The sequence below is a fragment of the Serratia silvae genome (assembly GCF_023282985.1).
Classification (GTDB): Bacteria; Pseudomonadota; Gammaproteobacteria; order Enterobacterales; family Enterobacteriaceae; genus Chania; species Chania silvae.
This window is the reverse complement of the sequence record NZ_JAGQDC010000013.1, coordinates 45371-60585: the sequence shown is the minus strand read 5'-3', so window position 1 is coordinate 60585 and position 15215 is coordinate 45371. Positions and strand designations below refer to the sequence as shown.

At 54.0% G+C, this 15215-nt stretch carries 10 protein-coding genes; 3 read left to right on the top strand and 7 right to left on the bottom strand.

The window, feature by feature from the left end; all coding sequences use genetic code 11:
- Positions 1-57: 57 nt before the first annotated feature.
- The 3 genes from asnS (at position 58) to KAJ71_RS15805 (ending at position 4304) form a co-directional block, all read left to right on the top strand.
- Entirely contained in the window at positions 58-1458 is a 1401-nt protein-coding gene (asnS, locus tag KAJ71_RS15815; protein ID WP_248946617.1) for an asparagine--tRNA ligase, read from the top strand.
- 303 nt (positions 1459-1761) lie between these two features.
- On the top strand, positions 1762-2868 hold the full coding sequence (ompF, locus tag KAJ71_RS15810; RefSeq protein WP_283106799.1) for a porin OmpF: 1107 nt from the start codon (positions 1762-1764) through the stop codon (positions 2866-2868).
- Between the two features lie 245 nt (positions 2869-3113).
- Complete coding sequence (locus KAJ71_RS15805) at positions 3114-4304, top strand: amino acid aminotransferase (RefSeq protein ID WP_248946616.1); 1191 nt, start codon at positions 3114-3116, stop codon at positions 4302-4304.
- Between the two features lie 60 nt (positions 4305-4364).
- Here the strand turns inward: KAJ71_RS15805 and KAJ71_RS15800 are convergent, their stop codons facing one another.
- The 7 genes from KAJ71_RS15800 to cmoM form a co-directional block, all read right to left on the bottom strand.
- Positions 4365-5012, bottom strand: a complete 648-nt coding sequence (locus tag KAJ71_RS15800) for an MBL fold metallo-hydrolase (RefSeq protein WP_248946615.1) — start codon at positions 5010-5012, stop codon at positions 4365-4367.
- A gap of 68 nt (positions 5013-5080) precedes the next feature.
- Complete coding sequence (gene mepK, locus KAJ71_RS15795) at positions 5081-5629, bottom strand: peptidoglycan L,D-endopeptidase MepK (protein WP_248946614.1); 549 nt, start codon at positions 5627-5629, stop codon at positions 5081-5083.
- A 180-nt stretch (positions 5630-5809) separates the two neighbouring features.
- A complete protein-coding gene (locus KAJ71_RS15790) occupies positions 5810-7660 on the bottom strand; it encodes a L,D-transpeptidase LdtD (RefSeq protein WP_248946613.1) in 1851 nt (616 codons plus the stop codon).
- Positions 7661-7866: 206 nt separating this feature from the next.
- Positions 7867-12321: a chromosome partition protein MukB gene (gene mukB / locus KAJ71_RS15785; protein ID WP_248946612.1), complete on the bottom strand. Its 4455-nt coding sequence runs from the start codon at positions 12319-12321 to the stop codon at positions 7867-7869.
- The gene (gene mukE / locus KAJ71_RS15780; RefSeq protein WP_248946611.1) at positions 12318-13046 is read right to left on the bottom strand and encodes a chromosome partition protein MukE; all 729 of its coding nucleotides are present in this window, start codon (positions 13044-13046) and stop codon (positions 12318-12320) included. The genes mukB and mukE overlap by 4 nt, the downstream gene beginning before the upstream one ends.
- On the bottom strand, positions 13027-14349 hold the full coding sequence (gene mukF, locus KAJ71_RS15775) for a chromosome partition protein MukF (protein ID WP_248946610.1): 1323 nt from the start codon (positions 14347-14349) through the stop codon (positions 13027-13029). The genes mukE and mukF overlap by 20 nt, the downstream gene beginning before the upstream one ends.
- On the bottom strand, positions 14346-15131 hold the full coding sequence (cmoM, locus tag KAJ71_RS15770) for a tRNA uridine 5-oxyacetic acid(34) methyltransferase CmoM (protein ID WP_248946609.1): 786 nt from the start codon (positions 15129-15131) through the stop codon (positions 14346-14348). Before cmoM ends, mukF begins: the two co-directional genes overlap by 4 nt.
- Between the last annotated feature and the right edge of the window lie 84 nt (positions 15132-15215).

Below are 15215 nucleotides of genomic sequence, written 5' to 3'. Positions count from 1 at the left end.
CCCAAATTCTTGGGTTGTTAGCCTATTTCTGAAACAAAACTTATAAGAGAGAAATCTATGAGCGTAGTGCCTGTAGTCGACGTACTGCAAGGTCGTGCTGCGGTTGACAGTGAAGTCACCGTGCGCGGTTGGGTACGTACCCGGAGAGATTCTAAAGCTGGTATCTCCTTCCTCGCCGTTTATGACGGCTCCTGCTTTAATCCGTTACAGGCCGTTGTTAATGATTCTCTGCCGAATTATCAGGACGAAGTGTTACACCTGACCACCGGCTGTTCCGTTGAAGTGACCGGTACCGTGGTACCATCGCCGGGTGAAGGCCAGAGCTTCGAGCTGCAAGCCACGGCCATCAAGGTGGTAGGTTGGGTTGACGATCCAGACACGTACCCAATGGCTGCCAAACGCCACAGCATTGAATACTTGCGCGAAGTTGCCCACCTGCGCCCACGCACCAATCTGATTGGCGCTGTTGCTCGCGTTCGCCACACATTGGCACAGGCGATCCACCGCTACTTCCACGAGAACGGTTATTTCTGGGTTTCCACCCCGCTGATCACCGCTTCAGACACCGAAGGCGCCGGTGAAATGTTCCGCGTTTCCACACTGGATATGGAAAACCTGCCGCGCACCGATAAAGGCGCTGTCGATTTCAACCAGGATTTCTTCGGTAAAGAGGCCTTCCTGACCGTATCCGGCCAGTTGAACGGCGAAACCTACGCCTGTGCACTGTCAAAAGTGTACACCTTTGGCCCCACCTTCCGTGCCGAGAACTCGAACACCAGCCGTCATCTGGCGGAATTCTGGATGATCGAACCGGAAGTCGCCTTTGCCACCCTCGACGACGTTGCCGGGCTGGCCGAAAGCATGCTGAAGTATGTCTTCCAGGCGGTGCTGGATGAACGTGCCGACGATCTGCAATTCTTTGCTGAGCGGGTAGATAAAGACGCCATCGACCGTCTGAAGCGCTTTGTCTCTTCCGATTTCGCCCAAGTGGATTACACCGAAGCGGTAGAGATCCTGATCGCTTCCGGCCAGACCTTTGAGAACCCGGTTTCCTGGGGTATCGATCTGTCGTCTGAACACGAACGCTATCTGGCAGAGCAACACTTCAAAGCTCCGGTAGTGGTGAAAAACTACCCGAAAGATATCAAAGCCTTCTATATGCGCATGAACGAAGATGGCAAAACCGTAGCGGCGATGGACGTATTAGCGCCGGGCATTGGTGAAATCATCGGTGGTTCACAGCGTGAAGAGCGTCTGGATGTGCTGGATCAGCGCCTGGCAGAGATGGGCCTCAATAAGGAAGATTATTGGTGGTACCGTGACCTGCGCCGCTATGGTACCGTGCCACATTCAGGTTTTGGTTTAGGTTTTGAGCGTTTAATCGCCTATGTAACCGGGGTGCAGAACGTCCGCGACGTGATTCCGTTCCCGAGAACACCGCGTAACGCAAGCTTCTAAATCATAAAACCAAACATAATTTAAACTATTTCCTTACATAATAAAGGCCAGCTTAGCTGGCCTTTCGCATTTTTGATTATTGACCTGCATCACAAAGTTCCCTAAAATACACAAAATGTTACACATCGTTGCTTTCTGAAACCAGATTGCGACATTGGTAGCATTTTCGTTCTAGATAAACCTGCCCGTGAATGGAACACTGCGTGCAGACACAGGACGACACCAATCTATCTACAATAGTTCCAAAAGAATTATTGGCGGCAGTGGCAAGGTGTCCGAATAAAACCAATGAGGGTAATAATGATGATGAAGCGCAACATTCTTGCAGTAGTGATCCCAGCTCTGTTAGCAGCTGGTGCAGCCAACGCAGCTGAGATCTACAACAAAGACGGCAACAAACTGGATCTGTACGGTAAAGTTGACGGCCTGCACTACTTCTCTGACAACGACGGTAATGATGGTGATAAATCTTACGTTCGTTTCGGCTTCAAAGGTGAAACTCAGATCGCTGACCAACTGACCGGTTACGGCCAGTGGGAATACAACGTTCAAGCCAACAAAACCGAAGGTGGCAGCGATGCTACTGACGGCACCAAAACCCGTCTGGGCTTCGCCGGTCTGAAGTTTGCTGACTACGGCTCACTGGATTATGGTCGTAACTACGGTATCGTTTATGACCCAATGTCCTGGACAGATATGTTGCCAGAATTCGGCGGCGACTCAGCTTACAATGACAACTTTATGGTTGGTCGTTCTACCGGTCTGCTGACCTATCGTAACAAAGACTTCTTTGGCTTGGTTGACGGCCTGAACTTTGGTCTGCAGTACCAAGGTAAAAACGAACGTAGCGATATCAGCCGCGCGAATGGCGACGGTTGGGGTATCTCCAGCACCTATGAATCAGCAATCGGCGTTGGCGTGTCTGCCGCGTATGCTTCTTCTGACCGTACCGATCGTCAGGATGCCGCAACTTATGGCCACTCTAGCAAAGGTGATTCTCGTGCCGAGCAATGGGCAACTGCTCTGAAATATGACGCGAACAACGTCTATCTGGCAGCAATGTACGGTGAAACCCGTAACGCCACCTACATTGAAAACCAAAATACTAACAGCCCACAGAATGGCACCACCGGTTTTGCTAACAAAGCACAGAACATTGAATTGGTAGCCCAGTATCAATTCGATTTCGGCCTGCGTCCTTCTATTGCTTATGTACAGTCTAAAGGCAAGAAAATCGATGGTATCGGTGACGTTGATCTGATCAAATATGTAGAAGTGGGTGCGACTTACTACTTCAACAAAAACATGTCTACCTATGTTGACTATCAGATCAACCAGTTGGATGACAACAACGCACTGGGTCTGAACACTGACGACACCGTTGCTGTTGGTCTGGTTTACCAGTTCTAAGTTATTGCACTTGATGACGGCTCGCCGTCAGCTAAGTTAAAAACAGGGCTTCGGCCCTGTTTTTGTTTGTAGCGCTTTGTACCATTTTTTATTCTGCCAATCCGCCCTTCCCCGTCATTTTTTGTGCTGAACCTACCGCCGTCACAAGATCGAGGTGTTTTTCTCGCAAACGGTTGGCAAAGGCGATAACTGGCGCTACCCTGATGTTTCTGTCTGCTTAACTCTAGGCCATGGAAGCATCTGACATGTTTGAAAAAATCACCGCTGCACCTGCCGATCCAATTCTGGGTCTGACTGACATTTTCCGCGCCGACGCTCGCCCGAATAAAATCAATCTGGGCATTGGCGTCTATAAAGACGAAACTGGCAAAACGCCGGTGCTGACCAGCGTTAAAAAAGCTGAACAGTATCTGCTGGAAAATGAGACCACCAAAAACTACCTGGGTATTGAAGGTATTCCTGAATTTGCCAGCTGCACGCAAGAGTTGCTGTTCGGCAAGCAGAGCCCAATCATTGCCGACAAGCGTGCCCGTACCGCACAAACGCCTGGTGGCACCGGTGCCCTGCGTGTCGCGGCCGACTTTATTGCCAACCAGACCAGCGCCAAGCGTATCTGGGTCAGCAACCCAAGCTGGCCAAACCATAAAAACGTCTTTGGTGCCGTTGGCTTGGAAGTATTGGAATATAACTATTACGACGCAACCAACCATGCGCTGGACTTCGACGGCCTGCTCACCAGTCTTAACCAGGCTCAGTCCGGTGACGTGGTGCTGTTCCACGGCTGCTGCCATAACCCGACCGGCATCGATCCAACCGAAGCGCAATGGACTCAGTTGGCTGAACTGTCCGTGTCCAAAGGTTGGTTGCCGCTGTTCGACTTTGCTTACCAGGGCTTCGCCAAGGGCCTGGAAGAAGATGCACAGGGTCTGCGTATCTTTGCTGCCAAACATCAGGAACTGATCGTTGCCAGCTCCTACTCGAAGAACTTTGGCCTGTATAACGAGCGTGTCGGTGCCTGCACCGTGGTGGCTGGCGATGCAGAAACCGCCGAGCGTGCCTTCAGCCAGGTGAAAGCCGCGATCCGTGCCAACTACTCGAACCCGCCGTCCCATGGTGCAGCCGTCGTTGCCACCATCTTGGGCAACCCAGCGCTACGCGCTATTTGGGAACAAGAGCTGACCGACATGCGCCAGCGCATTCACCGTATGCGCCAACTGTTCGTCAATACCCTACAGGAGAAAGGGGCGGAGCAAGATTTCAGCTTCATCATCAACCAGAACGGTATGTTCTCTTTCAGTGGCCTGACCAAAGAGCAGGTTCTGCGTCTGCGTGATGAATTTGGCGTGTATGCCGTTAACTCCGGCCGCGTTAACGTGGCAGGTATGACGCCGGACAATATGGCGCCGCTGTGCGAAGCCATCGTTGCCGTGCTGTAAGCAGATTTAGCATTGAAAAGGGGCGCATTTGCGCCCCTTTGTTATTTTGCAGGAAGGCCCTTACCAGATGGCAGGTTCTTCGCGCAGGAAGGGGTTGGTTTGACGTTCTTGGCCAAAGGTAGACATTGGGCCATGTCCTGGAATAAACGCCATGTCGTCGCCCTGAGGCAGTAACTTGTTGCGGATCGACGCAATCAGCGCCTGATGATCACCGCGTGGGAAATCGCTGCGGCCAACGCCACCGTTGAACAACACGTCACCCACCAATGCCAGGCGCGCCTGTTCGTTGATAAAAACGATATGGCCGGGCGTATGCCCAGGGCAATGCAGTACGTTCAGTGACATCTCACCTATCTGAACTTTATCCCCCTCTTCCAACCATTTGGTCGGTGTCAGAGCGGCGCATTCATCCAGGCCAAACATGCGACTCTGAGCTGGCAAACCTTCAAGCCAGAAAGCATCTTCCTTATCCGGCCCATAGATTGGCACTTGATAATGCTCAGCCATTTCTGCCGCCGCGCCTACGTGATCGAGATGGCCGTGCGTCAGCAGGATCTGGCTGACCTGCACACCCTTTTCGGCAATGGCCGCCTTCAGTTTTTCCGGATCACCGCCAGGATCGACCAGCGCCGCCTGTTTGGTCACGTCGCACCAGATGAGCGTACAGTTCTGGCTGAACGCCGTTACGGGGATAATATGGTATTTCATAAAACTCCAACGACAACAGCACCACGCCCAGGGGGCGGGTGTCATTCACCGATCATGATGCACAATGATTACCAGGTCCGCACCGGGCCGGTATCGATGTGCACAAAGTTACTACGTGGATAATAGCCTACCCCACCGGCACGCATTTTTAACGCGGCCTTACGGATATTACTCAGTTGGATCCCTTCGATATGGAAATCCATCGCCTGCCCTTTGGTGTGGTAGCTCTGCTTAGCCACGCCACGGCTGTGCGCACGCATTTCGGTGTTGGTCGCCATTGAACGGTAGCCAGAAATCAGCTGTACCGGTTTGCTGGTACCCAGCATCACCTGTAGGCGATAGAGATGATCAAACAGAGCCGGATCGATGCTCTTGACCTTATTGGCCCGATAATCACGAAAGATATGGTTCAGACGTGCCAACTCTTCTTTATTGTAACCTTTACCGTTGAAGAACTCGGCCTTGATGGATTCGCCGGTATTGAGGTTGTTCAACAACAAAATACGTGGGCGAGAGGTAGAAATACTGGCAAACGCCTGCCCTGGAAGCAGCGCGATACCCACGGCGGCGCTACCTAACGCCAGCCATTTACGGCGATGATGATCAATTTTGTCCATGACTCTTTAAACCCGGCAAGAATGTCAAAATATATGCACAAAACTGCGCACTGCCCGAACCATAACCGCCAGCGTATGCGGAGTCAACCCGCGATACGCTGTGGTTTACCTGCACTCACAAAAAACAGTGCCCGTTACTGGCCAGACATTCAGACCGTTATTTATCTAGAATTACTGCATTTATTGCATCAATTTTTCGGCCTGAGCCAAAATTTGTGCACCCGATCTCACTGTCGCATCATAATTGTAAATATCTGTGCGGAACTGTGGCTTGCCGTCATCCGAGATCCAGGCCGTCAGGTAATACAGCTGAACTGGAATATGCTGGCGGATGTTCACATACGTAGTGTTGCCCTGTTTCAGCGTTGAAGAAACGCGGGTGTTGTTCCAACCGGCATCCTGCAACAGCATGTTGGCCAGATCGGAGGCCTTGTTGACGCGCACACAGCCAGAGCTTAACGCCCGGATATCTTTCTGGAACAGGCCGTGGTTCGGGGTGTCATGCAGATAGATAGCATCCGAGCTTGGCATGTTGAATTTGAAACGCCCTAACGAGTTGCTGGTCCCCGGTGCCTGCTGGATGCGGTACGGGAAATTGCGTGGGGAAACCACGGTCCAGTCAATCATGGCCGGATCGATCACTTCCGCATCGTTACTCCAACCAGAGAACACCCGGTAGCCGTGTTTTTGGAAGTAGCTGGCATCATGCATGGCCTTGGGCACGATATCTTCACGGATCAGCTTGGTAGGCACGTTCCACGGCGGGTTGACCACCACGTTATTCAACGCGCTGCTCATCAACGGTGTCTTGCGGCTCGGGCGGCCGACAATCACCCGCGAAGATAACACTTCATTACCATTCAGATAGTAGGTGAGCGAGTAGTTCGGGATGTTGACCATAATGCCGGTATCAACGTGTCCTGGCAGAATGCGCAGGCGCTGGATGTTCAGCGCCAACAGTGAAGCACGAGTTTGCGGTGAAACGTTCAGCCATTCACGCGTTCGGACACCAATAACGCCATCAGGCGTCAGCCCTTGCCAGGTCTGGAAACGTTTGACCCCTTCCACCAGATCTTCTGTATAACGATTATCCGTTACCGAAACTGTACTGGCAGGTTGTACCTGCGAGGTCGCCTCTGGAGAGGGAGCAAGATCTTTGATCGATGCCGCTCCAGGGCTAACGACAGCCGCTGTGGTATTACGAGTTTTCTCTTCATCTACCGACAGGTCATCATCCGCCGCCGGGATCGTCGCGCTGGCGTTGGTGACTTCAAGCTCAGGTGAAGCAGGTGCTACCGCCGGAGTGGCAATGAGCATTCCGGTACGCGCCAAGATATCGCGCAGCGCAGGAATATCGTCGCTGAGCTGACCTGGTCTCAGGCTTGAACCATTGGTCATTTGGGGCCACGGGCGCCCATCCGCCAGCATCCCGCGCAGCGCCAAATGCATTTTTGCGTACTGAGGATGCTGCGGGGCCAACGAATTAATATAAGCCAGCGTTTCGCCCTGATGCATCGAGAGTTGCCACTGGTTGATCACCGTATTCGCTGGCACCTTCAACTTGTAAGGAACATTGCTGTAAAGCCAGTTGTTGCCGTTGGCCCCGATCGAGGAGACAAACTGCAAATAACCCAGCATTGCATCCGACAGCACAATATCACGCGCCATATCGGTGATGACCGGATCGGTCAGCAGTTTTACCCATTGGGTAAACTGCGGCTGTACGCCAGAAATAGCCAACTCAGCCAGTTGCTGTTGAAATTGCAATACCGCTTCCCGATCTTGCCACATAGGCTGCATCTGGTTGGCTGCATACAACGGCGCCAAGGTGGAAAGATAATACGGCACAACGCTTTTCGGCAGCGCCGCAAGCAGCTCGGCACGACTTTGTGCCACGGACATCCCCGCCGACGATGACGTCACCGGTAACGCCGGTACAGTTGCCCATGCGGAAAACGACACGGCAAAACCACACGCGATTGCGCAACTCAATGCCAGACGTCGTACTGAGTTTCCATTTTTAAGCAACATCCCTTGCCCCCTGTAGGCTCACAAAAATACCGCACAGACTATTATTAGTTTCAGTATACAAACAGAACCGCGCTTTTGCTCTCAGCACCGTAATTTACTGTTTCATCCCAGTTTACCACTGGCAAAAAAAACAGACCTATCATCCTCGTCATGCAAAAAAATAGCCACCTTCAGGCGGCTATTTTCAGATTTATAGGGCATTTATTTTAGCTTTGTGGCGATTCTTCCGCCACCGAGCTTAAAGCCGGTTGTTCGCTGGCAAACCCGCGCAGGCCAACCACGTGCACATGCTCATGGTTCTGGAACACCTTACGCACCAGTTTATAAGTGGTGCCTTTTTCCGGGCTGATGTTTTCTGGCGCAGCGATAATCAACTGCATCTCCAGACGATCGCACAGCTCAAACAGCGTAGCGATGGATTTGGCATCCAGACGCGCGGCTTCATCAAGGAACAACAGGCGGCAAGGTGAAATATCTTTACCCCGCAGGCGACGTGATTCCTCTTCCCAGCTCTGCACCACCATGACCAGAATTGACATACCGGTACCGATCGCTTCCCCGGTAGACAGTGCACCACTTTCCGCACGCAGCCAGCCGTCAGAACCACGGAAGACTTCAACTTCCAGCTCCAGGTAGTTACGGTAATCCAGCAGCTCTTCACCGATGGTTTGCGGCGTGCGCTGGCCCATATCGATCTGCGGGTTCAGGCGCTGATACAGCTTGGCCAACGCTTCAGAGAAGGTCAGACGGTTGCTGTTGAACAGATCCTGATGCTGTTCCTGCTGCTCGGAGAGCACATCCAGCAAGGTGGCATGTGCTTCCCGTACATTGACGTTCAGGCGCACGCTCTTCACCTGACCGAAGGAAACCGCTTGCAGCCCCTGGTTGAGCATCCGAATACGGTTCTGTTCGCGTTGAATAGTCTTGCGGATAATGTTCGCCACACTCTTCGAGCTGATCGCCAGTTTCTGTTCGCGCGCGGTCAATTCTTCGGTCAGACGGCCCAGTTCGATCTCCATCTGTTCGATAGCTTCGACCGGATCGTCGGTGCGGATAATATCCTGGCGGATACGCTCGCGCAGATGCTGATAGACCGCGATAAAGAACTGGATCTTGCGCTCAGGGCGTTTCGGATCTTCTGACAGGCGCAGCACGTCACGTAAATGTTCGTTATCCGCCACCGCCAGACGCAGCGCACCCAGTGCCTTATCCGACATCGAACGCAGCTCGTCACCGTCCATATAGGCCAGTTCACGACGGTGCAGACGGCGTTCAACCCCATTGTCTTTCACCAAACGCATCACGGCACACCAGCCCGCCTTAGCGGTCACCACCTGCTCACGCAGTTGGTAATAATCACGCTCCAGCTTGCGCAGTTTCTTTTGCAGGCTGTCCATTTCCGCTTCGCAGAAGGTCAGCTGTTTCTCCAACTGGTTGCGGCGGTTACGATTATTACTCAGCGAGGTATGTAGTTCATCCCGACGCTGCCGCGCACGGGCTTCGGCATTGGAATCAGCCTGCACGCCAATGTCCACCAGCTCCTGGCTCAGCTCTTTAAGCATGTCGCGTTTGGCGTCATAAGAGCTTTTCAGCGAGGCCAACACCTGGCTGTATTGCGTAAACTGAGTCTGGTACTGGCGCAGTTGCTCGCGGGCCCGTGTACGTTCCGCTTCAGCATGTTCCAGGCGTTGACGCAGTTTATCGTTGAGATCGTTATCAGCATTCTGCATACCGGCAGAGTCGGTATAGCTGAAGTGTGCGCGGCGCTGCACCACTTCCGTCAGGGAAAAGGCTTGCTGCTTGGCCTGGCGTTGGGTGGCCTGGGCCTGTGTATAGTCCTGCTGCAACTGCTCATGCTGCTCCGGATCGCTTTGCAGCACCGACAACATCGGCTCGAGCTTGGCCAAGGAGATGCCGTGCTGTTGGATATAGCGCGCAGCATCCTGCGCCTCTTCCATTTCCTCGCGGATCTCTTCGACACGATCCTGCAAGGTTTCATCATTCAGCAGTGAGACCAGCGGCATCAGGCGGTTGAGTGCGGAAATGCCCTCTTTGGCCTGATCGTGTTGCTGACGCTGCTGTTGGTTCTGCGTTTCGTGGTTATTGAGCGCACGCTCAATTTCACCACGGCGGCTGTTCAGAGCACGGATATCCGCTTCAGGATCTGCGTCAAACGCCACGGCAAGGTGCGAACCGATAAAGCGGCTGAACGCTTGATGAGAACGCTGGGTTTTCTGTACGTCAAATGACAAGGTGGCGTAGCGCTCGGCCAATGAGTCACGTTCCGCGTACAACACTTCCAGGCGATTTTCCCGGGCAGCACGGCCAAACAGCGGCACCTCAGGGTAGCGCGAGTAACGCCACTGGCGATCGGCGATTTTCACCACCACCGCTTTTTCTTGTTCTTCGACGGCAAATACGCTGTCGTCAAACGACTGCGGATCCCCTTCGATCAGGTAGAGATCTTCCGGGCAATCTTCCAACCCTTCCAACATCTCACGCACCAGCGACAGATCCGGCACCACAATGGCGTGGCGCGATGGGCCATACAGCGCGGAGAAGTACGGGGCATCGTCAATGGTGACATCGTCATAGATTTCTGACAACAGCACGCCGCCAAAGCGCTCCGCCAGCGTCACCAGACGCTGATCTTCTGCCCCGCTCGGCTGGCTGAGACGTTCAACCTGCGCTTCGATTTCACGTTTGCGGCTGGCTACTTCGTCGCGCTCAACGGTAGTTTCACGTTCGCGCTCCAGCAGTTGCTGCATGTATTCGGTAACTTGCTGGCTATCTTCGAAGGCTTCACCACTCTGCTCGCTGAGTTGGGTCAGTGAATCCTGTGCGGCCAGCCAAATCGGTGCCCTGGCGGTCAGCTCTTTGATGCGCTGCTGGATCTGCTCCAGCTCCTGGCGCATTTCCATCCGGCGCTCACCGGCTTCGCTGACGCTTTGCGACAGCGATTCCAAACGCTCTTCCAGCTCTTGCTGCAAGGCATCGAGCTCATCCGGTTGATAACTCTGCCCGTGGCGTTTACAGAACTCCTGCAACAGACGTTCAGCATCCTGCTGCGAGCGCAGACGTTGCTCCAGTTCGCTCAAACGCATCCGCAACGGTTGCACACGCTCGGCCTGATGCTGCTGCGAAGGCCAGTCACGCAATAGCTCACGTGCAGTTTGCCAGGCTTCACTGCGGCTGACTTCGCCCGCAATTTTACCCACCAACTGGTAGGCCTGCTCGAACTGGCTGTGAGCGGCATCCGCAACGCTTAACTTTTGTTCCAGCTGCAACAGGGATTCGGTCGCTTCTTGCTCACGCGCCTGGAAGGTATCCAACCACTCTTCCGCATTTTCGGCGGTGAGTTCCGGCACCTGGCACAGCGCTCGGGCACGCTCAAGCGCCTGGAGTGCCTGTTGATATTGAATGGCACGGGTTTGCTGCACATCCAGCGCCTGCTGGTAATCGGCGAGCTGGCTTTTCAGCTCATCCACTTCCAGTTCTGCGGCTTCGGCACGCGCTTCGTTTTCCGCCTGCTGCTCGCTCGCTTCGGCGACAACCTCATTCTGCTCTTCCAGACGGTAGGTCAGCTCTTCCAGATCGCCTTCATAGCGTTCGATCTTTTCCTGCTGGCGCATCGCGGTCTGCACCAGATTGAGGTGATCGCTGGCGGCCTGATAATCGGTTTCCAGATCGGATTCGGCACCGCTTTGCTCTGCCAACTCACGCGCCATTTCAACGTGGCGGAACTGCTCGGCAGCCAGCTGTTTGCGGCTACTCAGCAACTCGTTGCGTAATGCCAGTGCCCCATCCAGATGGATACGCCGTTCATTGGCGTGGCGCATGTAGTCTGCGGCAACATACGAGGTCGCTTCAGAGATCAGATGCTTGAACAGATCGCGGTCCGACTGGGTGACGCGGATCGCTTCCAGCGTCATGCGGTTCTCGCGCAGTGCGGCTTCCATATCCTGGAACGCTTTACGCACGCCGCCGTTTTCCGGCAGCAGGTAATCACGCAGAGAACGGGTGATGGCACTGGAAATCCCGCCATACAGCGAGGCTTCGATCAGGCGATAGAACTTGCTACGGTCGGAAGAAGTGCGTAGGCGCTTGGGCAGCACCCCCAGATCAAACATCAGGGCATGATAATCGGTGATAGAGTTGAACTGCTTGAACTGCACCCCTTCCATCTCTTCAACACGCTCTTTCAGTTCCTGCAACGAAAGGACTCGCGCCTGACGCTCACCCACGGTCTCGGTCAGCAGTTCAGTCGGTTGCACCGCCGTTGGCAGGCCCTGAATGGTGAAAGGTTTGATATCGACCTTACGATCGCGCCCCGCAACCTGTTGCAGACGAACCCCGACCACCACACGCTGGTGGCGTGAGTTGACTACGTCCAGCGTTGAGTAGCAGACACCGGCACGCAATTTACCGTGCAGGCCTTTATCGCGTGAACCGCTGGTGGCACCGGCTTCGGTAGTGTTACGAAAGTGCAGCAGCGTCAGATCCGGGATCAGCGCCGTGACAAACGCCGCCATGGTGGTGGACTTACCGGCCCCGTTACCGCCCGAAAGCGTGGTGACCAGCTCATCGAGATCAAAGGTTCGGGCAAAGAAACCGTTCCAGTTAACCAGCGTCAGTGAGCGAAATTTACCGCGTTCAATCATTCCTGTTCATCCTCTGCACTGTCCGGGGTGGTCTCTGCCTGCGCATCTTCCGCATCAATTTCATCGTTCAGTGACAGGCTGTTTTCAACCGGCATTGCCTCACCGTCGCGGATCATCCGCAACTGGGCTTCGCGCGGGTCGTCACCGCTACGCACATCGGCACCAAAGCGGAACACCGCCTCGGTAATGCGGAATTTGCTGTTGTCATTGCCCATGAAATACACCATGCCTAAACGGCGCAGGCGATTGAGCGAAGAGCGCACTTTTTCATGCAGCTTCTGACGATCAAGATCCGAACCGGTGGAGCGCTGGTTGACGAACTTCAGCAGCTTGCTCTCATCCGCCAGGCTCAGCAGCTCATCGTACAGCTCCTGTTGGCTGAAAATACCTTCATGCGCCAGGCGTTCGGGGCTCAGGTAGAGGTAGCACAGGATCTTGCCGACCATCATGTCCAACTCGGAAAGCACCGAACGTGGAATGAGCGTGGTCGAGCGCGGGCGCAAATAGAAGAACCCTTCCGGCGCCCGGATCAGCTCGACGCTGTAACGGGTATAAAACTCTTCCAGCTCGTCTTGAAAATCCATGAGGAATGCGTGGTTGTCCAACTCATCGATACCGATGTGACGCCCTGCGCGCAATTGGCTGTCCAACGCCGGAAACAGCGTATTAGACAATGCCTTGGCCAGCTTGACTGGCATTACTTGTTCAATATTTGTCGATGACATGGGCCTGTACCTTGGCTCCGTAATCATTGATTGCCTGCCACTGCGCGGGCAACCCTGAAAAATCAGCTTCAGCCACACCAAGGCGCACTGCCTGGTCGACCACTATGCGGGCAACGTCAAAGTGACGCACACGCGGATATTGCGCCAGATAATCGCGCATCACTGCCCCTAAATCGAGCGGCATTTTTTGTTCCTGGTAAACCTTCAGTGCCTGTTCGATCATCGCTGCCAGCTGTTCGCGAATTTCGCTGAACTCTTCATATTCCAGATCTGGCGGCAGCTCCCCGGTGACCTCTTCACTGCGTAACGCCAGCTCTTCGTCTCGCATATCGAGCAGACGAGAGGCTGAGGCATGGGTCAGCGTCCAAGGGTTATCGAAGTAGTTTTGTACCGATTGGCGCAGGCGTTGGGCGAACACGCGGTTTTTATCCATATCAATCGCGGTACGGATAAATTTGTGCACGTGGCGGTCATAGCCGATCCACAGGTCAATCGCCTGTTGGCCCCAACTGATGATGCGATCCAGCTTGCTTTGCAAATCAAACACCAGCTTATCGACAAAGCCCAGCTCCATCTCACCCAACGTGGCGTCCTGAATACGCAGCAGGTTGGCCTGGAGTTTATCACCTGCGGCCTCCAACGTATCCTGTAGTTCACGCAAGGTACCAGAAGTTTCCGACAACAGCATCTCACAGCTAGAGATCGCCGCACGCCAATCCTGGTTGAGCAGCGCCGCGATATCTTCTTTCACGCTCTGCTGCTGTTCATCCATCAGGCGCTGGGTCAGGTCGATACTGTCGAAAATCTCCGCTACCGAGTATTTCAGCGGAGCAAAGACGTTGCGGTGCCAATGGAAATCATCGCCGCCCTCTTCGGCAGCGTCTGCAGCACGCTTCAATTCTTCCGCCACGATCGACAGCTGCATGGAAAGGCGCAGAGTCGAAAACTCACGCTGGCGGATGTAGTAATCGGTAATCCCAATGCCCAGCGGCGTCAGACGATAGATGGCATTACCATCGGCCAACTCGCTGGTAAAACGGTTCAACAGGCGCTGGCGCACCATGTCGTTAATCGCATTATTGGCGCGCATCGCCACCGTTTCATGCGTCTGTTCAAACCCTTTGCTGACATGGCGAAATGCATCAACCAGCTCACCTTCGCTCATCTCGCCGTCCAACCGCTCACCATTTAACGTGGCGATAGCCAGCAAAAATGCAAGACGCTCGGTGGGGAGCGAAATAGAGAAATCATTTTTCCGTGCCCAGGCGACCAGTTCGGGTACTGTCTGGGAAAATTCACTCATAGTTCGTCCTTCAGGTTCGGTTTATGCGCCGAGACGTGAATATAGCGCCCCAAACTCACGTACGGCTCTTGCCGACAATAGAGCTGTTCAAGCGCCAGTAACTCTTCAAATTTTTGGGTCTGTAGCTGCCTGCTTTGCAGATAATCATGGAAAACCCTCACGCCGGTTTTCCCTGAAATCTGCATGCCCATCTGCTCCAACCAGCCGTAGACCAGCGGTGGGCTGTGGGGATACTGCGGCGACAGCGAACGCTTGCGCCGCCGCCTGACTTCGGGATCCACCAGTTGGAAATTGCCCAACACCACATTGCGCATCAACAACCCGTTGGCATTAAAGAACATCAGTGACAGTGCGCCGCCGGGCACCAGGCAGTCAAATAACGCCTGTAAGGCCGCCTGCGGTTCGGCGATCCACTCCAAAACAGCATGGAACAATATCAGATCGACCGGTTGTGCCAAATGCTGGCCAATCTCTTGCGCCGAACTTTGTATAAATTGCATGTTCTGGCTCACACCTTTCTGCTCGGCCAGCAGCGCAGCGCGTTGGATCATCTCACCAGAAAGATCGCACAACAAGACCTGATGTCCTAATTCTGCCAGTTGGCAGGCCATATGGCCTTCGCCTCCTCCGGCATCCAGAATGCGCAGCGGCCGCTGTGGCAACTGGGCCAGCAACGTGGTCAAATCCTGCCAGACCACCGCCTGACGGATTTTCCCCTTGGTGGTGCCGTAAATATTACGCGCAAACTTCTCGGCAATATCGTCAAAATTGCGATCCTGCATGGACAACGGCTCCGCTGATTTTATCTTGGCCGACGGCAAAGCGCCTGCCCATTCAAACCTGCTATTTTGGCACAGACTGGATTA